This window comes from Litorilituus lipolyticus, assembly GCF_006439335.1.
In the GTDB taxonomy this organism is placed as follows: Bacteria; Pseudomonadota; Gammaproteobacteria; order Enterobacterales; family Alteromonadaceae; genus Colwellia; species Colwellia lipolytica.
Window position 1 is genome coordinate 167,829 of the sequence record NZ_SAWY01000003.1, and the last position, 22,288, is coordinate 190,116.

The window sequence follows — 22,288 nt, forward strand, 5'->3', positions numbered from 1 at the left end:
CATTTAACTTGCCAACTAAGCTACAAACACATAATATCTTGTCTTTAATGGTTTATTTTAATACTTGGTAGTTTCATGAAAAACGTTGTTAGAGTTCTTGCGTGTCTTTTTATCTCACTTTCATCAACTATGTTTGTACATGCTGAAGAGCTTGAGTCCGCACCAGAAATCCAATCAGGCTTTATTTCTGATGACTTAACAATTTTCATGCATGCTGGCCCAGGTACTAACTATCGTATTTTAGGCACTATAACTGCAGGTACTCAAATTCAAATAACGGGTAATAGTGATAAAGGCTATAGTGAAATTATTGATGATAAAAATAGAACCACATGGGTAGAATCAAAGTATATTACTGATAAACCAGGGTTAAGGTTTACCGTGACTGAGTTGAATAACAAAATTGCTACAAACCAAGAGTTCTCAAGTCAACTAGATGGTGAAGTAAATGCGCTTAAAGCAACAATTGTAGATTTAGAAACACAAAATGCAACTTTAACTAAAGAAACTGCTCAATTAGAAAGAACACTCAACAACACTCAAAGTAAACTAAAAGATCAAGATACCAATATTAAAAAGCAATGGTTCTATATGGGCGCCGCCGTTTTAGGTGTTGGTTTATTACTTGGTTTAATTCTCCCTAAATTCTTTGGCCGCCGTAGAAGCTCTCTAGATAGCTGGCAATAATACTTCTACGCTACTAAAGCACAATTAAAGCGTAACCAACAATGAAAATATTAGTCATCCCCAACAGAGGTCGTTCCGTTAATGCTGTGCGACCTGAAGCTGAGTGCTACATCAGTTTAGCGAAAGCCGGCCATGAGTTAACGTTATTTACTTGCAAAGAAAATGCTTATTACGATAAATACCAAGCTGCAGGGCTAACTATCATAGAGCTCGCGTCACTTAAAAAGCACAGTTTTTCCGTTATAAAACAAATTCACCAATATATTAAGCAACATAAAATAGACATAGTCTATGCCACAGAATCAAGTGGCATCCCAAATGCGGCCTTTGCCTGTATAGGCACAAAAGCTAAGATGATTGCCTACCGTGGCACAATGGGCGGTATGTATAAAACAGATCCAAGTAACTATTTATGTACCCTTCACCCGAGAATTGATGGCTATATCTGCTTGTCAGATGCGGTAAAAACCAATGTTGTAACAAAAGTTAGAAAAGCAATCTTGCCCTATGTAACAACCATTTATAAGGGGCATGATCTCACTTGGTATGATAAGCCAGCAGGTACCTTAACAGAATTTGGTATCAATGATGATGACTTCACTGTGTTATGTGTTGGCAGTGCTCGAGACTATAAAGGCATGCAATATATGATTGAAGCCACAAGTTATTTAAAAGATTTAAATCATTTCAAACTACTTTTAGTCGGTGATGGTTTTAACTGCGATCCTTTTCAGAGTCAAATTGAAGCAACTGGCATGAGCCAACATATAATACAACCAGGCTTTAGAAATGATGTTCCTCAATTAGCTGGAGCCTGTCAGGTATTAGTGCTCCCTTCCATAAGAGAAGGTCTATCAAGAGCAATCTTAGAGTCATTATCATACGGCACACCGGTTATTACCTCTAATTGTGGCGGCCCAACTGAAGTAATAACTGATGATAAAAATGGTTATATCGTGCCTTTAAGAGATGGTAAAGCTATAGCTGATAAAATTCGCTATTTGTATAACTCTCCTGAAACACTAGAGCGACTCAACGAAAATGCAGTGAAGACAATTCAAACAAAAATGTCTCACCAAAAAACTGTTGATGATATGCAAAGCTTTTTTCAAAGCATGATAAAATAAGTCTAAACCGACTGCTTAAATACATTGAACTCTTTACCGATGAAAAATTACTTATTTTATTTATCAGAAAACTACTCATTTAAAATTCTTCGCCCACTGCAAGCTGAAATATTAAAGCGTGGTGATCAGGTTAAATGGTTTGTTGAAGGCAACAATGTCAATACTCACTATTTTAAAGACAATGAAGAAACGTTGAATAGTGTTGAAGAGGTCAAAGCTTATAACCCAGTTGCCGTATTTTTACCGGGCAACCTTGCACCAGCTTTTATTCCAGGAATAAAAATATCACTATTTCATGGCTTTATAGGCGGTAAACAACGTCAAAAAGACGGTGAAAACTACTTCTTTATTATTCGCGATTGTTTCGATCTTTACTGTACGCATGGACCAAGTTCAACTACTCATTTTAAAAAGCTTGCCAAAAAGCATAAATATTTTGATGTCGTTGAAACAGGCTTTTGCCAAATGGACCCTTACTATAATGAAGCATTAAAATCAGGCAGTGAAATAACAGAAAAAATAACTGGCAAACCCATCGTGTTGTTTAGTTCTACTTTTTCACCTCGTATTACTCAAGCACCTGCTTTATTGAAAACAATAGAAAGGCTTTCTAAAGATAGTCCTTGGCAGTGGTGGGTCACTTTTCATCCCAAAATGGCTCAAAATATTGTAGATGACTACAAGGCCATTCAGCATGAAAATTTAACCTTTATTGAAACAGATAATTTAATCCCTTATATGGAAAAAGCCGACATCATGTTGGCTGACTTCTCTTCTATGATCACCGACTTTATCTTATTAAATAAACCTGTAGTTACTTTCAGAAACCCTGACGGTCTAGAACATCTAATTAACGTTGATGATGAAAATGAAATTGAGTCTGCAATTAGCGAAGCATTAACACACCCCAAAGCTTTAATGGAGAAAATAACTCAATTTAGTCAAGTTACACACCCTTATAATGATGGCAAATCGAGTGCTCGCGTGATAGACGCCGTAGAAGACAAATTAAATACGCCTAATACACACCGTAAGCCGCTTAATTTACTGCGCAACTTAAAATTGAGAAAGAAACTTAAATACTGGGGCTTTTAACAGAAGTTACATTTTTTATACGTTTCTAAGGTGATTTTTCGAGCATCACATTTGAAAATCCGTATAATAGTTTTTTTTAATTTTCTTAACTATTCATCTACTGCTCTGGCTAGCATTAATGCAAGTTTATAATTTTCATGATTAAACATATTTCCTTTTCTACTGTCTTGGTTTCTTTAAGCTTAATGTGCATTACCACTGTAAAAGCCGAGCCATGGATTGATACCTCAGACATTTACTTAAAAGCCAATATTCAACTTCTTGCTGACGCTGGCTTTATCACCACGCCTACAACGACTTACCCGTTAATGTGGCACGACATTAATCGAGATATAAAGTCTTTGCATGCTGCAGCGTTAACGAAGCAACAACAAAATGCTTTTTACTACATCAAGCATCAATTTAAGTTAGCTAAACGTAATCAAGTCAGAATTAAAGGCCAAGTGGGTGTTGAAGACACTCGTTTTACTAGCTTTGGTGATAGTTTCAGAGAAACCAATAGCTTACAAATACAAACATCAACCATGATAGGCAACATTGCGAGTAATGTATCTTTTAGTTATTACCCTGATGCTGAAAATAAAAGTGATAAAAAGCGCTGGGATAATAGCTACCTTGCCGCTTTTTTAGGTAACTGGGTGGTTTCTGTCGGCAAGCAAGATCGCTGGTTCGGTCCAACATGGGATACCAGCTTAAGCTTAACAAATAATGCCAGACCTATAACTGCCCTTGCATTAACAAGAAAATCAGCAGAGCCAATCACCGTCCCCTTTACCGAACATCAAATGCCATGGACTGTCACAACGTTTATGGGAAAAATGGATGATACTAGAGTAGTAAAAGATACATTGTTATGGGGCTTTCGCTTTAATTTTAAACCTCTTAAAAACTTAGAATTCGGTATTACTCGAATCGCTCAATGGGGGGGAGAAGGCAGACCTCAGGATCTAAAAACTTTTTGGAATGTGCTAATAGGTAAAGATAATTGTGGTGCCGGTGGATTAGATTGCTCAGGTAATAATGAACCAGGAAATCAACAAGCAGGTTGGGATATGCGCTACTCTTTCAACCTATTTGATACTCAAATGGGACTCTATGGGCAATACTATGCTGAAGATGGCGCCAACGAAGGTGGCTTAAAAATGGTCACTAAGGCTGAAGTTCAAGGGGGCTTTGATATGCATATAGACATATTTTCAAACCCTAGTACTGTATTCTTAGAAATTACCGATAGTTATGGAGATTGTAATACCGGAGCAGGTATCGGAAACTGTTACTATGAACATCATATCTACAAAACAGGCATGCGTTTTGAGGGAAGAACCATAGGCAATTTATATGATAACGATGCAAAAAGTATTGTCTTAGGTGCGATATCACAAATAAATACAAATACTCGTTTAACCACAAAATTTCATTATTTAGATCTTAATTACGATAATAGTGATAAAGCTCCTGATGATCCTATCATTGGTAACCCTTTAACTAGTATTGCTGAAGAAATGGTCATGCTATCTAGTAGTGTTCAACACAACTATAAAAATTGGCGCTTTACCCTTGGTGCTGATATCAGCCAATCAACTTTTAAAAATGATCTCGATAAAGAAACTGATATTAATGCTTCATTTACAGTTGAATATAACCTCTAGCGATAGAATATAGCCCTTTACCATAGTGTTAAAACATTAAGTTATTGACAGCTACAAACGAAATGCGCTATTAATATACATCTAAAGTGAATAAAGAAAAATTTTATACAATTTACAGATTTTAAGTTAATAAAATGACCACAATTATTAAGCACATTACCCTTAACCTCCTCCTCGCATTATCAATGCGCGGCTCGGTTAATCATGCTTAATTTTTATATTTACTAAACAAAGCAGAATTTAATAAGAACCCGCGCTAAACACCGCGGGTTTTTTATGTCCGCACGATTAGCACACAATGAAAAGAATTATTGAAATAAAGGACAAAAAGATGAGCACAGCACAAGCAGGCAATGATCAAGTCATTATTTTTGACACCACCTTAAGAGATGGCGAACAAGCATTAAATGCTAGCCTTTCAGTACATGAGAAATTACAAATAGCCCAAGCAATAGAGCGCCTTGGTGTTGATGTGATGGAAGTAGGCTTTCCCGTGTCATCTCCTGGTGATTTTGAATCAGTTCAACAAATTGCTCGTACTATAAAGAATGCTCGCGTATGTGGCTTAGCTCGTGCTATGGAAGCTGATATTGATGCTTGTGCTAACGCATTAAAAGTTGCCGATCAATTTAGAATTCATACCTTTATATCCACATCAGATGTCCATGTTCAGCAGAAACTACGTAAAGATTTTAGTGATGTAGAAGCAATGGCCATTCATGCCGTTAAGTACGCAAGAAAATTTACCGACGATGTTGAGTTCTCATGTGAAGATGCTGGACGTACCCCAATTGACAACTTGTGCCGCATGGTTGAAGGAGCCATTAAAGCCGGTGCTACTACGGTCAATATCCCAGATACCGTTGGCTATACTTTACCATTTGAATTCCAAGGTATTATTAGTAATTTATTTAATCGCGTACCTAATATTGATCAGGCCATTATTTCTGTGCATTGTCACAACGATTTAGGGCTAGCCGTTGCTAACTCAATGGCAGCCGTACAAGCAGGTGCAAGACAAATTGAATGTACCGTTAATGGTATTGGTGAACGAGCAGGTAACTGTTCATTAGAAGAAGTTGCCATGATAATGAAAACTCGCGAATCATTATTAAGGGTAAAAACAAACATTAATCATCAAGAAATTGCCCGTACGTCAAAATTAGTCAGCACTATTTGTAATATGCCAGTACAGTTAAATAAAGCTATCGTCGGTGGTAACGCCTTTAGCCACTCTTCAGGCATTCATCAAGATGGTATGTTAAAAGCGAGCAATACCTATGAAATTATGACACCTGAAAGTGTTGGTATTGCTAAAACTAAATTAAATTTAACTTCTCGCAGTGGGCGTCATGTCATTAAGCACCGTATGGAAAGCTTAGGTTATCAAGAAAGCGATTATAACATTGAACAGTTATATGCTGATTTCTTAGAGCTTGCCGATAAAAAAGGCCAAGTTTTTGATGATGATTTAGAAGCACTATTGTTCAATATTCAGCAGCAAGATCAACAAGATCATTATCAATTAGCCAAGTTAAATGTTCAGTGTGGTGATGGAGAGTTTGCTACTGCAAGTATTAAATTAGTTGCAGGTGAAGAGAGCAACACCATTCATTCTGCTACGGGTAATGGTCCTGTTGATGCGCTTTATCAAGCAATTAAACAAGCTGTCGATGTTGAGTTTGAAGTCAGTGATTATAAAATTTCAAATAAAGGTTCAGGTGAAGATGGCTTAGGACAAGCTGATTTAGTGATCACTTGGCAAGGAAGAAACTTCCATGGATACGGTTTAGCTACCGATGTTATTGAAGCATCAGGTCAAGCACTAATCCATGCATTAAACAGTATTCATAGAGCAATCACAATTGCCGATATTAAGTCTGCCAGACAAGAGCAGCAAGGTTAATTAGGTATTTCACACATGAAATGCCATCAAAGATTTTAAAAATAAAAGGTTATATAAATATCATGTCAAACATAGCAATTTTAGCCGGTGATGGAATCGGCCCTGAAGTTATGGTTGAAGCTAAAAAAGTGCTTGCAACTGTCGCGGAAAAATTTAATTTCGAAATAACAACTCAAGACTATGATGTAGGTGGTGCTGCCATTGATAATCATGGTAACGCTTTACCAGAATCAACAATGGCAGGCTGTATTGCCAGTGACGCCATTCTATTTGGTTCTGTTGGTGGACCTAAATGGGCCAACTTACCACCTACTGAACAACCAGAACGTTGTGCATTATTAGGTTTACGTGGCCACTTTGATTTATTCTGTAATATGCGTCCAGCAACATTACAGCCTGCACTTTCAAGTCTTTCTACCTTGCGTAGTGATATTTCAGAGCAAGGATTTGATGTGTTAGTTATTCGCGAATTAACAGGCGATATATACTTTGGTGAACCCAAAGGTCGCCGTGGTGAAGGCGAAGAAGAAACAGGCTTTGATTCAATGTTCTATTCTCGTCGTGAAGTAAAGCGTATTGCGCATTTAGCTTTTAAATCGGCACAAAAACGTAACAACAAAGTCACTTCTGTTGATAAAGCGAACGTATTGGCAACGAGTCAACTATGGCGCCAAGTCGTTGAAGAAGTTGCTGTTGAATATCCAGAGGTAAGCTATGAGCATTTATACGTAGATAATGCGGCAATGCAATTAGTACGCGATCCAAACCAATTTGATGTCATGCTATGCCCTAACCTGTTTGGCGATATCTTATCGGATATTTGCGCCATGATCACAGGTAGCATGGGATTATTACCTTCAGCCAGCTTAAACGCCGATGGCTTTGGCATGTACGAGCCTGCCGGAGGCAGTGCACCTGATATCGCTGGTAAAGGCATTGCTAACCCTATTGCGCAAATATTATCAGCAGCCTTAATGTTACGTTACAGCTTAAATCAAGGTAATGCCGCAACTGCCATCGAAAAAGCTGTAGCAGCTTCATTAGACCACGGCATTTTAACCGCCGATTTATTACCGAGTGATCAACGATCGCAAGCCAAAACAACAAGCGAAGTTGGTGACTTTATTTGCCAACAAATCATGCAACAACAGGAGGCATAATCATGGCAAATGGCTTAACTATGTATGAAAAACTATGGCAAAACCATTTAGTTGAAGATAAAGCTGGTGAAACGCCACTACTTTATGTTGATAGACATTTGATTCATGAAGTAACCTCTCCACAAGCCTTTGCTAATTTACGTTTTCATAATCGTCCAGTTAGACACCCTGAGCGTACTATTGCCACCATGGATCATAATATTTCAACTCGCTCGATTGAAATTAATGCCGCAGGTGAAGGCGCAGCAAACCAGTTACGCGCATTAGAAAAAAACTGTAAAGAGTTTGGTATTAAACTATTTGGTATGGGTCATAAAAACCAAGGTATTGTTCATGTTATGGGGCCTGAATTAGGGCTAACATTGCCAGGTACTATTATTGTTTGTGGTGACTCACATACGGCAACACACGGCGCATTCGGTGCGTTAGCCTTTGGTATAGGTACCTCAGAAGTTGAACATGTTTTTGCTACGCAAACTTTGCGTCAAAACAAAGCGAAAACAATGAAGATTGAGGTAAAAGGACAAGTTGGTGCTGGTATCAGCGCTAAAGATATTGTACTAGCTATTATTGGTAAAACAGGTAGTGCTGGCGCAACAGGCTATGTTGTTGAATACTGCGGTGAAGCAATTGAAGCACTGAGCATGGAAGAGCGCATGACCGTGTGTAACATGAGTATTGAATTCGGTGCAAAAGCAGGCTTAATCGCACCAGATCAAACCACTTTTGACTACGTTAAAGGCAAAGAGTATGCCCCTAAAGGTGAAGTCTTTGAACAAGCCATTGCCGACTGGAAACAATTAAAATCTGATGATGATGCCGTTTTCGATGAGGTTATCACCCTTGAAGCGAAAGATATTAAAGCACAGGTGACTTGGGGGACAACACCAGGTCAAGTGATAAGCATAGATGGTGTAGTACCTTCGCCTGATGATTTTGCTGACCCTATTGAAAAAGAGTCTTGTGTTAATGCTTTAAATTATATGGATCTATCTGCAGGTACCAAAATTACTGATATTACTGTTAACAAAGTATTTATTGGCTCTTGTACTAACTCCCGTATCGAAGACCTACGTGCTGCAGCAGGTGTAGTGCAATCATTTGTTGAAAAAGGTCACCAAGTGGTTAGCACTGTAGATGCCATCATAGTACCAGGTTCATATCGAGTAAAAGAGCAAGCTGAAAGTGAAGGCTTAGATAAAATATTCACTGATGCAGGTTTTGAATGGCGCTTACCTGGCTGCTCTATGTGTTTAGGTATGAATGATGATGTACTTGCTGAAGGCGATCGTTGCGCATCAACTAGTAACCGTAACTTTGAAGGTCGTCAAGGTCGTGGTAGTCGGACGCACTTAGTGAGTCCTGAAATGGCTGCGGCAGCGGCATTAACTGGTCACTTTGTTGATTTAAACGCATAAGCATTAGTAGGAAAAAACAATGGAAAAATTTAACAAACACACAGGTTTAGTTGCACCATTAGATATTGCTAATGTCGATACTGATCAAATCATTCCAAAGCAATTTTTACAAAAAACTGAACGTGTTGGCTTTGGCGTACATTTATTTCATGACAGCCGTTATTTAGACAGCGCAGGTAAAGAGCCAAATCCAGAATTTGTGCTTAACAAACCAGAATATCAAGGCGCAAGCATTTTACTCGCTAGAGAAAACTTTGGTTGTGGCTCAAGTCGTGAGCATGCACCTTGGGCACTTGAAGAGTTTGGTTTTAAAGTAATTATCGCACCAAGCTTTGCTGATATATTCTATGGTAACTGCATTAATATAGGCCTTTTACCTATTAAGTTAACTGAGGATGAGATTGAACAGTTATTTCAAAAATCTGCTCAAGGTGAGTTAACCTTAGAGATAGATTTACCCAATAATACGGTCAGTTGTGGCGATATTAGCTTTAGTTTCAGCTTAAGTAAATTTCAACAATATAGCCTTGAAGAAGGTGTGGACAGTGTGGGTTGGACGTTAAACAAGCTTGATATTATTGAAGCATTCGAAGCAAAAATGCCTGCTTGGCAATAGCATAATATCATCACTTAATTGTTGATGTTTAAATTAAAAACCGCATTACGTGTTAATAAGTTAATGCGGTTTTTTATAATTACAAAGCAAAATAAAGCACGTTACCAATTTGTCAGCGCGGGCAAACTAAAAGTCTCACCACGATAAGTCAGAATAACCTTTTGCGGTAAAATGGCTTTTACCTTTAAATCATTAGTGATCATATCACCTTCATAACGATCTCTACCATTAACCGTTACCCAACCTTCGCCATCTGAAGCATAAATATGTTGCTCAAAGTTTAAGCTAGGTACACCATTTTGCACCCAATTAGGCATTTGAGTAATGGGCTTAACCTGTTCATTTGAGGGGATATATTTAGACTCATTGGCTGTACTTTCATCTTCAGTTTCATTTACCGCCTCTTTAAACAACGCCAGTAATTCAGGCGAAACGCCATCAATGTCGTTAAGGGTATCTGCGCTATCACTAAAATCTACTGGCTTGGTTATTTTTTTCTCGCCATTGATAATTAACTGCTCAGCTTGCTTGGCTACCTTATTTGACTCACCACCAAGCGGTGTTGTTGCATCTGCAGTATCATTCACTAAAGGCTCTGATGAATTAGCTTGCTTCAACTCAGTTTGCATAAGCTTCGTTAGCTTTTGCTCAACTTGCGGTTGTGTTTCATTGACTGTGTGACTATTAATCACATTCGATTGAGCCTCTTGCGCTTGACCGGTAATATTCACGTTATCAGTTGATTCAACTGCTAAACTAGCAGCCTCTGCTGTTTCATCGACCTTCGCTTTTACAGCACTTTTATTAACTGCTAGCTCAGTTGGCTCATTATCACCACTAAGGGTCGTATGGCTAACAAGCTGCTGATTTTTAGTAGTATTTCCCCACCAAAATCCAGCTACTAACACTACAAAAAGCATTGATGAAGCTGCTATCGCTTTAAGCCATAATGCACTACCTTCATTTTTTTGTTGATGAAACTCATCTCCAAGCGCCTGCTTAGCCGCTTCAACAATGGTTTTCTTACTTACTAAACTTTCATTTTTATTGTATGCCAACATCAATGCTTGATGACACAACAAGTTAATCAGCCTCGGGATACCTTGAGAGAATTGATGAATTTTGTTGATAGCACCATCACTAAACAAAGAGCGATGACACTGCGCAACCGATAGGCGATGATTTATATATTGTTTTAATTCTTGCTTAGTTAACGGTAGCAAGTGGTAGCGTGCTGTTAACCGTTGGGCTAACTGCCTTAAATCACGTCGTTGCAATAATTGCTGGAGTTCAGGTTGGCCAATTAAAATGACTTGTAGCAATTTCTTAGTATTGGTTTCTAAATTTGTTAATAACCTTAATTGTTCTAATACCTCAGCTTCTAGATGTTGCGCTTCATCAATGATTAACAAAGTGTTGATATCTTGCTCATGATTTTTCAGTAACTTCTCTGAGATCTTATCAGTCAAAGTTTTAGACGTTGCACCAGTTTTTCGGTATTTGATCTTTAATTGATCGCAGATAGTCGCCAGCAGCTCTTGACTCGATAAGGTAGGGTTTAGAATGAATGCCACTTGAGTATTTTCAGGTAACTGCTCCATTAAACAACGACTTACCGTGGTTTTTCCTGTACCCACTTCACCTGTTAATAATGCAAAGCCACCTGTCTCTGCTAAACCATAGGTAAGGTGACCTAATGCTTCACGGTGTCTTTCACTCATGAAAAGGTATTTAGGATCAGGAGAAATGGAAAAAGGTAATTCGCTTAGCGCGAAGAAATTACGATACATAACCAAAGCTAACAATTATTTATAGAAAGGAAGAAACTACCCTGTTGCCGCTAAGATGTCTAATGAAATAATTACTGAAAATCATTGCAATAACTCCAGCATTAAAAATCTTCTATCTTTATAATACCACTTTATCCTGCTGATTCAGTTATTGCTTCTGTCAAATTAATTAATGTCCCTTTTTCTAGAAGATAGACATTTTCTGCCATATTAATCGTTTCTTGTCGGTGGGCAATCATAATTCGTGTCATCGATAGATGCTTAATTTGCTCACTGATCTTAATTTCATTGTCTTTATCTAAATGACTTGTCGCTTCATCCATAAATAGTACACACGGCGTTTGATATAAAGTGCGAGCAAGTAGTATGCGTTGAACTTGACCACCAGATAAATTTGATCCCATATCACCTACTAATGAGTTATAGCCCATGGTCATTTTATTAATATCATCATGTATTGCAGTCAAATGAGCACATTGTTCTATTTTTAAATAATTTGGCTGAGGATCAAAAAAACTAATATTGTCTGCGATAGAGCCAGTTAAGAGAGTATCATCCTGCATAACCGCTGCAATTTTTTTGCGATAATGCTTTAAGCCAATATGAGTAATATCTTTTCCATCGAGTAATACTTTACCTGATGTCGGTTGCAATAACCCCAGCATAATTTTCATCAATGTAGTTTTACCACTGCCTGATGGGCCTGTTATAACAATAGAGCTGCCTACTTTTATCGATAAGCTAACATTATCAAGAATTAATGCTTCATCCTCTGCATAGGCAAAGCAAATATTTTCTAGTGTTAATTGGCCATTAAGTTGAGAGTCACCACTTGAATGAGATGTTGCTTCTCCATCCCTGTTCGCTTCCTGCTTAGTTAACGCGATATCAGCAATACGATCTAAATGTAATCGCATCATCTTAAACTGAATTATTTGCTCAATTAAATTCGCAAAGCGATTGGTTAACTGGCCTTTATAGGCAATGAAGGCCAACACCATGCCAACAGACAAACTATTTGCCATCACCATGGTTGCTGCAAAATAAATAACTAACACATTTTCTAAACCAAATAACAGTTTGTTAAATGAATCAAAGCTAATATTTAATCGTCCTAAGCGAATCTCACTGTTAATCACTTCGGCATAACGATTTTGCCATATACCTTGTCGTTGAGATTCATTACCAAAAAGCTTGATAGTTTGCATACCACGTATATTTTCTAAAAAGTTTGATTGCTCTTTAGCTGAGTTTTGAATTAAATCTTCTGTCGCTTGGTGTAGCGGACGATATAAAGCTAAACGCACTATGGTATATAAAGCAATGGCAGCTAAAACTATCGCCGTAAGTTTTAATGAATATAGGCTCATCATTATCAATACAGTTATCGCCATGATGCCGTCAACTAAAGTTTCAACAAAGCCAGTAGTGATACGCTCTCTAATTTGTGCAAGCGAGCCAAAACGCGAAACAATATCACCAACATGACGGGATTCGAAATAATTCATTGGTAGGCGAAGTAAATGTCTTAGTAAGTTTACCCCCATTTGCATATTCAGCAAGCTAGATAGCCTCAATATTAACCAACTTCGAACTGCATTGGTGATTACTGAAATAATCGCAATAAAGGCAAAGCCAAGTGCTAATACCGTTAATAATGACTCATCATAACTGACTAGAACCTCATCAACTACCCACTGCATATAATAAGGGATTAATAATGCAAACAACTGTAAAACGATGGATAAGCCTATCAATTTTATCAAGCCCGATTTCAGACCCGAAATTGCACTCCAAAGGTGCGAAAATTTCATTTTCGCTTTTTCTTCTTGTACTTCAAACTTTTTAGTTGGCGTTAACTCTAAACAAATACCAGTAAAATGCTGACCAAACTCCTCTGACGTTAAACTACGCTTTCCTACAGCAGGATCATTAATAAAATACTTGGCTGAACGCCCTTTACCAGACACTTTTGTGAGCACCACAAAATGATTCATATCCCAGTGCAAAATACAAGGCGTTTGTAGTTTATGTACTTCATCAATAGGACACTGCAATGCCCGACTTGCCAAACCTAAGCTATCGCCCAACTCAATCAATTGTTGTAAGTTCATGCCTTTGAGGCTTGCTGAAAAGCGCTTACGCATTGCAGGCATGTCCAATTGATGACCATAATAACTTGCCACCATAGCCATAGAGGCTAGGCCGCATTCGGCCATTCCTGATTGTAGAAGAACCGGAATAGTTTTATGTAACTCAAACTCTAATTTACTTGTTAACAAACAAAGATCTCACGCAAAAAATAATTAATCATCCCCGTACAACTTTTCAGGTATCAGCTCACTTGTTAGGCTCTCTGAATTGTTCCACTTTTTTGAAAATAGTCTCTAAACCAATTACACAAAGTAAAGATATTATAACTACAGATATATAGTTCATTCCGCAGCTTTTGAAATATATACCAAATAAAAAAGACAACATTAAAAGTTTAGCCTTGTACATCCACTCCTCCTTTGTGTGAGTTCGATATTTAGCATATCGAACTCAGTAAAACTTTAATTAACACCAGCCTCACCAGCAGCCATCTCAGCAGCTTTTTCGTAAAAATAACCTCCCGCAATAGAGCTAGCAACCCATTGGGCAGCTTTATTAACACTACTTCTAAAAGCAGCATTCGTTCTATAAGCTGTATAAATAGCTCTAGCGCCTACAACGCCTAATATAACAAGACTCCCTACACCACCATTCACTTGCTCAATTTCATTTACGTTTAATTCACGCATTCTGTTATACTCCATATTGTGTCCGACTTTTGTCGGTAGTTGATTGTCATAAGCAATATCGCTTATGACGGTTAATAGGCTGGTTTGATTTCCGCTTAAAGAGTCAAACCAGCCAATTCTCTTAAAATTAGTTTTGACCTCTAGTGCCGCCATATAACCAATCTAAATACTCTCCCACAGTACTAATCCAGCTAGGATAATCCATTCCAAGTGTTATTTCTTTAGTAATTGGCGCTCTATCATCTGTTCCACCATTAACTAAAGAAAGTTCATTTTTATTTAATTCACGCATTTCATTCTCCTTTGTGTTAAAAAACATTAAATAGATTTATTATTTTTTTCATTGATTTGAACGGTAATTAACTAACTCGCCCATGTAAACTATATATCGGCTCTAACAACCACTCTATAAGTGTACGTTGTTCAAGCATAATATCGGCCTCAAATAGCATGCCACTCTTTAAGTTAAATGCTTTACCATAAGCTTGCACTTGTTGTTGATTCAGTTTTGCGCGCAACCTATAAACAGGCTCTTGCAGTGAAACAGGTAACTGAACTTCATTCGGAATGATTAATGTTTGATCAATACGGACAATTTCACTTTTTATAAAACCGAAACGCTGATAGGGAAATGCATCAAACCTTAAACGAGTTTCATTACCCATTTTGACAAAGCCAGCAGATCGTGTTGGCAATAATAACTCAGCAATAAGCTCAGAGCCTTTGGGGATAATATGTAATAAAGGTTTTGATTGCGCTTTGGTTTGAGATAATGTTTCACCTTCTACCACTTGAATTCCAGCAATTGAACCATCATGACTCGCCGTAATAGTATACTGATAATTACTCTGTACTTGTGCTAGCTGTCGTTGAATGTCAGCCTGCTGCCTTTTTAAACTATTTATCCGTAAGGCATATTGCTGTGGTAAGTTGCTAATATTGAATGCAACCGTATTTAATTGATTTTGTTGCTGAAGTAATAACCTTGCAATATTCTGTTTTTCTTGCTTTGCTTCAAGCAAAGCTTGTTGTTGACGTTCCCTTTCAAGGCTAGAGAGAAAGCCATTTTTGTTTAACACATTAAAATCATGCTGTTGTTCTGTCAAAAGCAATAATTTCTCTTCAGCTAGTATCAATTGACTATTTAACGCTGTTTTCTCATTTTCTAATGAAATATGCTGTACTTGTAAGTTAACTAATTCTTGTTTTTGCAATGCTGTATGTTGAATTATCTCATCATCGATCAAATTAGATTGAGCATTTAGTTGCCCAACAAGTTGAGCGCTTAAATCGACACCTTTGGTATTATGTTGCTTTACAATAACGGTTGCTAACGCTTGACCTTTCTTGACTTGTGCACCTTCTCTAACCCAAAGTTTATCAATGGTTCCACCTTGATTAGCAAAGCTTTTAATCACACCTTTATTTGGCATGAGAAAACCACGTACAGTTTCTTTTCGAGAGTATTCAGCATTAAATAGGAAACCCACTATTGCAACAGCGATGGTCACTAAAATAAATACTATTAATTTGATAGAGAGTGGTTGAGCTAAAGTTATAGTGCCCGTTAAACGTTCACTCTGATTTGAGATAGCTTCCTTTCTAAAGAGTGTCAAAATACTTCCTTGTTAATGACTCTGCATGGGTATACTGTATATCATAATATAATTAAAACACCTATAACTTTAGTGGTCAACCAGAAATTAATAAATGTTTTGATTTATATCAATATATTTCTGATAGTTACAAAAGGTGTACTACAGTTTTTAATATTCTGATGTTTGGTCAATTTACCATGTCGGTTATGATATATGGTAAACTAAAATACAAGCAGTACGAAAAGGTGATTCTTTGTTAACAACCGATCCTAATAAACGTAAACGCAATTGTGATACTTCACAACAGCACTTAATACTAAATACTTATTTAGTTGGCGGCGCTGTACGCGATAAATTATTAAACAGACCAGTTAAAGATAAAGATCATTTAGTGGTTGGCGCGACCGTTGATCAAATGCTCGCCCTAGGATTTCAACAGGTCGGTAAAGATTTCCCTGTATTTTTGCATCCTAAATCCAAAGAAGAATATGCCTTAGCGCGTACTGAGCGTAAGCAAGGCCAAGGTTATACCGGCTTTACTTGTTACGCAGCGCCCGATGTGACCATTGAAGAAGATCTCATTAGACGAGATTTGACCGTTAATGCTATGGCGATGGATGAACAAGGCCAGATTATTGATCCTTATCAGGGGCAACAAGATCTTGAAAACCGAATACTTCGTCATGTAAGTGATGCATTTATTGAGGATCCTCTTCGTGTACTCAGAGTTGCTCGTTTTGCGGCAAGGTATCATCAATACGGTTTTACCATTGCCGATGAAACACTTAATTTAATGAGTCAAATTAGTTTAAGTGGCGAACTCAGTACATTAACTGCAGAGCGTGTGTGGCAAGAAATGCATCGCAGCCTAGATGAGGAAAACCCCGAAGTATTCTTTGAGGTATTATTGAAATGTCATGCACTAGAGGCACTTTGGCCTGAACTACATCGCTTATGGGGCGTACCTAACCCTGAGAAATGGCATCCTGAAATTTGCAGTGGTGTGCATACGATGATGGTGCTACAGCAAGCGGTACAGTTAACCACTAAATCAGCTAGCCCAAGCATTAAGCAAAACTCAACGATTATTCGATTTGCCGCACTTTGTCATGACTTAGGTAAAGGGTTAACGCCTAACACCAAATGGCCAAGTCATCATGGTCATGAAAAATCCGGGCTCCCCCTTGTTGAAAGCATATGTAAAAAGCTAAAAATCCCCAACCAATACAAACAACTCGCGTTGAAAGTCTGTGAATATCATTTACATAGTCATAAAGCTTTTGAATTAAAAGCTTCTACACTATTAAAAGTGCTTAATCACCTTGATGTTTGGCGTAAGCCCGAAGAATTTGAGGCCTTTGTTATCGCTTGCAAAGCAGATTTTCTTGGCAGGCTACATTTTGAAAACCGTCCCTACCCTCAAGAGCAGTTTTTATTTGCCGTAATGCAAGCTGCATCATCAGTTACTGCTAAGGAATTTGTTAAGCAAGGACTTGTAGGTGTGGAAATTAAAAACGCTATAGCTAAAGCAAGGCTTAACGCCATTGAAGAGGTACAGCAGAATTTTCACAATGTTGCTACCGACATCGGCTAAGCTCCGTCGTAGCAATTAATTGCGTTTAGTTTACAAACAACAACATCCTTTTTCATGACACTCGTTACACTATTACTAGAGTCAAAGACGGAGGATAGTGCCATGACAATTCCCACAATTACATCAACTACAGGTAGTCAATATTACCCAACCAACACCCGTGAACAACAGTTAATGGAAAACTTCCATAATGCTAACTCCATGGTAAAAGGTAGTAATTTATCCCCTGAGCAAAAGAGCAGTGTGCAAGAAAGTTTTACTGAAAAACATGCAGAACAAGTTGAAAATATTAAATCTAATTATCAAGTTGCTAAGGACATTACCTTAACTCAAGCTTATTATGAGCAACAACAAAAGCTATTAGATATTTACTTACAATCAAGCCATGACGATTCGAAAGACTCTGATAGTTTTAATGCTGTCGGAACCTTAACAGACATGTATTCATTAATGTTGGACTTACATAAGCAAGTGAGAGGCCCCATTGAAGATATGCCATCAATAGGGCGACCGACACTATATAGCATTGAAAATAACTCACCTAACGATAAGCAAATGCGAGTTGATTTGTATAACCAAACATCACAAGAACCTAATGGTAGTTATTTACACTTAAGCGCTTAATGTGATCTTCTCTCAATTGACAAGACATGTTGCTTCAATGACTTAATAACGGCTAATTCAAGTTGTAAGCATTGAGGCAACCAGATCCATAGTGTCAAAGCGACAATATAAGCGATATTCACATCCCAAAGTAGGCCAATCAAGCTCACAAGATAAATTACTAAGCGATTTACATGTAATAAATAGCTTCGTTGTCTTGACGTTGTCATATCGATAAACCTTAACCGCACATTATCATGCAGTAACTTAGTAGTTACTGAAATTAAGAGCATAAATTGCGCCAGCTTTTTGCTCTTAACTTATTCACAATAATGTTTTACCTAAATAGATAATCAAACAATCCCTTTAAGGTATGTTATTCTTAGAGATATAGTGAGTGATAATATTATTCACTTTTCAATCAATTCATGTTGTTTTAGCTGAACACGATTACCTTGTACCTAAGTCAGTCAAAATAAGGTCGGTAAGAAATTACCTCTCCAATATTTTTTGAGCGCCAACGATGAACAGATTTACAGACATAGATGTCAAATTAACAAATAATATCTTAGCGCAAGATAATAACTTCAAAGTACTACTCAATACACTGGCAGATTTAATTTGGTTGAAAGACCCTAATGGTTACTATTTATATTGTAATCATGAGTTTGAGTTATTCTTCGGTGCTAAAGAAAATGAAATTATTGGTAAAACTGATTATGATTTTGTCGATAAAGACCTAGCCAATTTCTTTAGAGAGCACGACATTAATGCACTTAATCGTGACTGTCCTACAGTAAATGAAGAGTGGATATCCTATGCCGGCATTGATAAAAAAGTTTATCTTAAAACAACCAAAGCTCCCATGTATGATACCAGCGGCAAACTTATCGGTATTTTGGGCATAGGACACGATATTACTTGCCTTAAAGAAACAGAAGCCAATTTACGCTTCGCTAATGATCAATTAAGCAAAATTGCTTCAACGGATGGATTAACCAATATTCCTAATCGTCGTGCTTTTGACGAGCATTTATTACAGCAATGGAAATTCTCAAAAAGGGAACAGATCCCATTAGCCCTGTTATTGATTGATGTAGATTTTTTTAAGGAATACAACGATCACTACGGTCATGTTTTAGGTGACAGTTGTCTCAAAAGATTAAGTAAATTACTCGCTAATGGTGGTTATGCGAATCGACCAAATGACTTTCATGCCCGCTTTGGTGGGGAAGAGTTTGCAATCATCCTTAGTGCAACTAATCAATCTGTTGCCCTGGAAATTGCAGAAAAGCTCAGAAATGATGTTTACCAGCTAGGTATTAGTCATCAAGCAACAAAAGTTTGCCACTTACCAGAACAACGATTAACCATAAGTATTGGCGTTGCTGCGCTCGTCCCTCAAGCTTCGAGCGCTGAAGTTGAGCTAATAAAATTTGCTGATAAGGCTTTATACCATGCTAAAGCTCAAGGTAGAAATAGGTCTATCGTTATTGATGTTAATCTAGAAGATTAACTTTCAGTTATCGAACAATCGTTCTAAAGGTTAAGTTGATCCTAGGCTCTGTCACTTTTTTGCTCGGCGGTAATCGATGTAACCAACATTGTTGAGTAACACCTTTCATAACGAGCAAACTCCCCTGTTTTAATGTTAGCGAGACAACCTGCTTATTTTCTTTATGTTTGAAGGAAAATTTACGCTCTGCGCCTAGACTTAGTGAAGCTATTGCCCCTTCTTTTTTAAGGTCTTTTTCACCATCACTGTGCCAAGCCATCCCCTCTTCACCACTATGGTAAAGATTGACTAAACACGAGTTATAGTGCTCCCCTGTTTTTTCTTCAACTAATACTTTCAACAAGAGTAAGTCTTCTGCCCATGGTAACGCCTGCTTGGTTACCTGAGAATAGGTGTATTGAAAAGGATCATCACCAAACCAAGCCACTTTTCGCTTCGTTGAAATCAATTTTCCCATAACAACGGCTTGATCACACTGCCAAGGTAATTGAGTAAAAAGCTGCTCAAATGACTTTTGCGCGTCTAATTGCTCCATTACCTCACCATAGTAATAAACGATGCCATCTTGGGGCAATATATTGATTGGAGAGGTAAGCTCTTGTGAAAATAGGTCCATTCTTTTGGCCAATTAGATCTTCTTGGTATGATTTTACCCTAATATCACACAGATATTCACCTATAAAAAAGCCTAGCAAACGGATGGGAGTTCGTTTGCTAGGCTTTGTACATTAAACGCTTTATTTTGCCGCTAGATTAGCTAACCCAAAAGCTGTTTATTGTTTAATAGCATTCACTTCTGCTTCATCATTATCTAAGGCTAATTTATAACCAAATGATACATGATGGTAACGAGCGCTTGAATAATCATCATGGATTGCAAAACCAAAGTTATAAACTTTACCTGCCTCAATGCTCACATCGCCAGCTTTGTCAGATTTTAGTTTACGCTTAACAATCACAGACCAAGTGCCACCATTAAGTGATGCTTCAACTTCAGCACCTTGACCACCGTGCATACTACGCTCTGCTAGAATTTGGCCATCTTCAACTTTCTTAGTACCCGAGCTATAGCGTACTAAGTCCATATATTGATTACCATCTTGTGCAGCTTTGATTTCATCGTCACCTTTAAGCTTATCCCAGCCACCTAAAGCTTTGCCACGACGACCTTTCAGCTCTAACTTAGTACGAGATTCTTTAACATACTTAGTCACACCAGAATTAAAGTCTAAACGCTTAGCTAAATCGCTGCCTTTTAAAGTGTCCATCTCTGGAGCAAAAGGCATAGTGTTAGCATCCGCATGACACGTTCCCCAACAACCAGCTCTATCAGCGTATTCCGCTTCATCAGTCGCAATCATAAAGGCTAACTTCATTGGGTTTTCTGGGTCCATTTTACCACCATCAACAAATGGTACAGGTGCATGGTCACCATCAGCCCAGCTAAAGCGTAGGTATAAGTTTTCGTCGTCGTGAGTTGCGTCAATAGTTACATCGAATGCACCACGTTTGCCGGGGATCAGATTTGGCTCTAAGTCTTTTTCACTTTCGCCTGAAACAATAAGGTTACCAATATCTGCAATTTCTTCACTGTGACATTCTAAACAGCGATCACCTTTACTAAAGGCACGTTTACCACCGTGGTTGCGACCTAGTATCCACTCAATTGACGCGGTACCTGGGTAGAATACACCAATATCAGTTGAGTTAGCTTTACCCCAATCAACGTTGATATTACTTGCACCTGTTGAAGAAGCAGAGCCTGCACTATCAGCACTCGCACCACCACTTGCACCAGAGCTTGCTAAAGCACTTGCTACAGCTGCTTTAATTTTCTCTTCAACTTTCGCTTTTTCAGCCACTTTGTCAGCTTTAAGCTTAGCTGCTTCAGCTGCTTCTTTTGCTTCGACACGAGCTAAACCATCTTTATATGCTTGAGGCACTTCACGAATAAACTCAGGGTTTGGCGCTTCAATCGATTCTAATTGTTCATCACTTAATTTATGTCTTACATCAGTATGAGCAATACCTTTATGACAATCGATACACGTTTGACCTGTTTCAAAGGCATTTAAATGTTGTTTACGTGCGCGAGGTTTTTGGAATTCAGGATTCATTGATTCAAAGTTATGACAGTTACGACATTCTCTTGAGTCAGTATCTTTCATCGCTTTCCAAACATTTTGCGCTAAATCGAAACGATGTTCTTCAAATTTTTCTTTCGTATCGATTTTTCCGGTCAACCAAAAGAAAACTTCTCTTGATGCTTGAATCTTACGTACAATTTTATGTATCCACGGCCTTGGTACGTGACAATCTGGACAGCCTGCTCTTACACCAGTTCGGTTAGAGTAATGAATAGTAGGCGTATATTCTTGATAAACATTGGCTTCCATTTCATGACAGCCAATACAAAATTCTGTGGTGTTTGTGGCTTCCATTGCGGTGTTAAATCCACCCCAAAACATAATACCCACAACGAAAAAGATAACGGCACCGGCAACGGTAGTACCCAGTACAAGTCTGCGTGACCAGAAGCTAGGTTTTGTAAATGTGTTATTTGCCATAATGAACTCGTGATTGTTAATGTATAAGAATTAACGTGTAATGATTAAAAGTCACTGTGCTAGCTGTCAACCTTGACACATCTAATACCCATTGCTTTAACCAATTTTTTGACACCTTGTCTTAAGAACTTACATTCATCCTAAATGTAAAAGGGGCATGGCATCCGCCATGCCCTTTA

19 protein-coding genes are annotated in these 22,288 nt (G+C 37.9%); 11 read left to right on the forward strand and 8 right to left on the reverse strand.

The window, feature by feature from the left end:
* Positions 1–75 precede the first annotated feature (75 nt).
* The 8 genes from EPA86_RS02180 (at position 76) to leuD (ending at position 9,658) form a co-directional block, all read left to right on the forward strand.
* Positions 76–687, forward strand: a complete 612-nt coding sequence (locus EPA86_RS02180; protein WP_140601408.1) for a TIGR04211 family SH3 domain-containing protein — start codon at positions 76–78, stop codon at positions 685–687.
* Positions 688–728: 41 nt separating this feature from the next.
* Positions 729–1,814 carry a glycosyltransferase family 4 protein gene (locus EPA86_RS02185; protein WP_140601410.1) on the forward strand — a complete coding sequence of 362 codons (1,086 nt, stop codon included), beginning with the start codon at positions 729–731 and terminating at the stop codon, positions 1,812–1,814.
* Positions 1,815–1,853: 39 nt separating this feature from the next.
* Positions 1,854–2,909: a CDP-glycerol glycerophosphotransferase family protein gene (locus EPA86_RS02190; RefSeq protein WP_140601412.1), complete on the forward strand. Its 1,056-nt coding sequence runs from the start codon at positions 1,854–1,856 to the stop codon at positions 2,907–2,909.
* A 137-nt stretch (positions 2,910–3,046) separates the two neighbouring features.
* On the forward strand, positions 3,047–4,558 hold the full coding sequence (locus EPA86_RS02195; protein WP_140601414.1) for a capsule assembly Wzi family protein: 1,512 nt from the start codon (positions 3,047–3,049) through the stop codon (positions 4,556–4,558).
* Positions 4,559–4,889: 331 nt separating this feature from the next.
* Positions 4,890–6,464: a 2-isopropylmalate synthase gene (leuA, locus tag EPA86_RS02200; RefSeq protein ID WP_140601416.1), complete on the forward strand. Its 1,575-nt coding sequence runs from the start codon at positions 4,890–4,892 to the stop codon at positions 6,462–6,464.
* Between the two features lie 62 nt (positions 6,465–6,526).
* Positions 6,527–7,624, forward strand: a complete 1,098-nt coding sequence (gene leuB, locus EPA86_RS02205) for a 3-isopropylmalate dehydrogenase (RefSeq protein ID WP_140601418.1) — start codon at positions 6,527–6,529, stop codon at positions 7,622–7,624.
* A gap of 2 nt (positions 7,625–7,626) precedes the next feature.
* Positions 7,627–9,042 (forward strand): 3-isopropylmalate dehydratase large subunit, encoded by a 1,416-nt coding sequence (leuC, locus tag EPA86_RS02210; protein WP_140601553.1) that lies wholly within the window; start codon positions 7,627–7,629, stop codon positions 9,040–9,042.
* Positions 9,043–9,061: 19 nt separating this feature from the next.
* On the forward strand, positions 9,062–9,658 hold the full coding sequence (leuD, locus tag EPA86_RS02215) for a 3-isopropylmalate dehydratase small subunit (RefSeq protein ID WP_140601420.1): 597 nt from the start codon (positions 9,062–9,064) through the stop codon (positions 9,656–9,658).
* Positions 9,659–9,759: 101 nt separating this feature from the next.
* Here the strand turns inward: leuD and EPA86_RS02220 are convergent, their stop codons facing one another.
* The 5 genes from EPA86_RS02220 to EPA86_RS02240 all read right to left on the reverse strand — a co-directional run bounded on the left by EPA86_RS02220 (position 9,760) and on the right by EPA86_RS02240 (position 15,847).
* Positions 9,760–11,448 carry an AAA family ATPase gene (locus tag EPA86_RS02220; protein WP_140601422.1) on the reverse strand — a complete coding sequence of 563 codons (1,689 nt, stop codon included), beginning with the start codon at positions 11,446–11,448 and terminating at the stop codon, positions 9,760–9,762.
* A gap of 131 nt (positions 11,449–11,579) precedes the next feature.
* Positions 11,580–13,730: a peptidase domain-containing ABC transporter gene (locus EPA86_RS02225; RefSeq protein ID WP_281284849.1), complete on the reverse strand. Its 2,151-nt coding sequence runs from the start codon at positions 13,728–13,730 to the stop codon at positions 11,580–11,582.
* Positions 13,731–14,003: 273 nt separating this feature from the next.
* Positions 14,004–14,384 (reverse strand): class IIb bacteriocin, lactobin A/cerein 7B family, encoded by a 381-nt coding sequence (locus EPA86_RS18280; protein WP_246058213.1) that lies wholly within the window; start codon positions 14,382–14,384, stop codon positions 14,004–14,006.
* Positions 14,359–14,523: a bacteriocin gene (locus EPA86_RS02235; RefSeq protein ID WP_170309543.1), complete on the reverse strand. Its 165-nt coding sequence runs from the start codon at positions 14,521–14,523 to the stop codon at positions 14,359–14,361. The genes EPA86_RS18280 and EPA86_RS02235 overlap by 26 nt, the downstream gene beginning before the upstream one ends.
* 67 nt (positions 14,524–14,590) lie before the next feature.
* A complete protein-coding gene (locus EPA86_RS02240; RefSeq protein WP_140601426.1) occupies positions 14,591–15,847 on the reverse strand; it encodes an HlyD family secretion protein in 1,257 nt (418 codons plus the stop codon).
* 295 nt (positions 15,848–16,142) lie between these two features.
* On the opposite strand from EPA86_RS02240, the gene EPA86_RS02245 reads away from it, so the two are divergent.
* Together EPA86_RS02245 and EPA86_RS02250 are read left to right on the forward strand one after the other, a co-directional pair.
* Positions 16,143–17,423, forward strand: a complete 1,281-nt coding sequence (locus EPA86_RS02245; protein WP_140601559.1) for a multifunctional CCA addition/repair protein — start codon at positions 16,143–16,145, stop codon at positions 17,421–17,423.
* A gap of 102 nt (positions 17,424–17,525) precedes the next feature.
* Positions 17,526–18,047: a hypothetical protein gene (locus tag EPA86_RS02250; protein ID WP_140601428.1), complete on the forward strand. Its 522-nt coding sequence runs from the start codon at positions 17,526–17,528 to the stop codon at positions 18,045–18,047.
* Here EPA86_RS02250 and EPA86_RS02255 read toward each other — a convergent pair.
* A complete protein-coding gene (locus tag EPA86_RS02255; RefSeq protein ID WP_246058214.1) occupies positions 18,044–18,319 on the reverse strand; it encodes a hypothetical protein in 276 nt (91 codons plus the stop codon). The genes EPA86_RS02250 and EPA86_RS02255 overlap by 4 nt on opposite strands.
* Positions 18,320–18,549: 230 nt before the next feature.
* Here EPA86_RS02255 and EPA86_RS02260 point away from each other — a divergent pair, with 230 nt between their 5' ends.
* The gene (locus tag EPA86_RS02260; RefSeq protein WP_140601430.1) at positions 18,550–19,542 is read left to right on the forward strand and encodes a sensor domain-containing diguanylate cyclase; all 993 of its coding nucleotides are present in this window, start codon (positions 18,550–18,552) and stop codon (positions 19,540–19,542) included.
* Positions 19,543–19,549: 7 nt separating this feature from the next.
* On the opposite strand, the gene EPA86_RS02265 is transcribed toward EPA86_RS02260, so the two are convergent.
* Positions 19,550–20,158, reverse strand: a complete 609-nt coding sequence (locus tag EPA86_RS02265) for an alpha-ketoglutarate-dependent dioxygenase AlkB family protein (RefSeq protein ID WP_140601432.1) — start codon at positions 20,156–20,158, stop codon at positions 19,550–19,552.
* Positions 20,159–20,315: 157 nt separating this feature from the next.
* On the reverse strand, positions 20,316–22,109 hold the full coding sequence (locus tag EPA86_RS02270; RefSeq protein WP_140601434.1) for a NapC/NirT family cytochrome c: 1,794 nt from the start codon (positions 22,107–22,109) through the stop codon (positions 20,316–20,318).
* Positions 22,110–22,288 lie beyond the last annotated feature (179 nt).

Bases quoted from the DNA above. Each gene is read 5' to 3' on its own strand.
- EPA86_RS02180 (WP_140601408.1), top strand. From the start codon at position 76: ATGAAAAACGTTGTTAGAGTTCTTGCGTGTCTTTTTATCTCACTTTCA.
- EPA86_RS02185 (WP_140601410.1), top strand. From the start codon at position 729: ATGAAAATATTAGTCATCCCCAACAGAGGTCGTTCCGTTAATGCTGTG.
- EPA86_RS02190 (WP_140601412.1), top strand. From the start codon at position 1,854: ATGAAAAATTACTTATTTTATTTATCAGAAAACTACTCATTTAAAATT.
- EPA86_RS02195 (WP_140601414.1), top strand. From the start codon at position 3,047: ATGATTAAACATATTTCCTTTTCTACTGTCTTGGTTTCTTTAAGCTTA.
- leuA (WP_140601416.1), top strand. From the start codon at position 4,890: ATGAGCACAGCACAAGCAGGCAATGATCAAGTCATTATTTTTGACACC.
- leuB (WP_140601418.1), top strand. From the start codon at position 6,527: ATGTCAAACATAGCAATTTTAGCCGGTGATGGAATCGGCCCTGAAGTT.
- leuC (WP_140601553.1), top strand. From the start codon at position 7,627: ATGGCAAATGGCTTAACTATGTATGAAAAACTATGGCAAAACCATTTA.
- leuD (WP_140601420.1), top strand. From the start codon at position 9,062: ATGGAAAAATTTAACAAACACACAGGTTTAGTTGCACCATTAGATATT.
- EPA86_RS02220 (WP_140601422.1), bottom strand. From the start codon at position 11,448: ATGTATCGTAATTTCTTCGCGCTAAGCGAATTACCTTTTTCCATTTCT.
- EPA86_RS18280 (WP_246058213.1), bottom strand. From the start codon at position 14,384: ATGGCGGCACTAGAGGTCAAAACTAATTTTAAGAGAATTGGCTGGTTT.
- EPA86_RS02235 (WP_170309543.1), bottom strand. From the start codon at position 14,523: ATGCGTGAATTAAATAAAAATGAACTTTCTTTAGTTAATGGTGGAACA.
- EPA86_RS02250 (WP_140601428.1), top strand. From the start codon at position 17,526: ATGACAATTCCCACAATTACATCAACTACAGGTAGTCAATATTACCCA.
- EPA86_RS02255 (WP_246058214.1), bottom strand. From the start codon at position 18,319: ATGCTCTTAATTTCAGTAACTACTAAGTTACTGCATGATAATGTGCGG.
- EPA86_RS02260 (WP_140601430.1), top strand. From the start codon at position 18,550: ATGAACAGATTTACAGACATAGATGTCAAATTAACAAATAATATCTTA.
- EPA86_RS02265 (WP_140601432.1), bottom strand. From the start codon at position 20,158: ATGGACCTATTTTCACAAGAGCTTACCTCTCCAATCAATATATTGCCC.
- EPA86_RS02270 (WP_140601434.1), bottom strand. From the start codon at position 22,109: ATGGCAAATAACACATTTACAAAACCTAGCTTCTGGTCACGCAGACTT.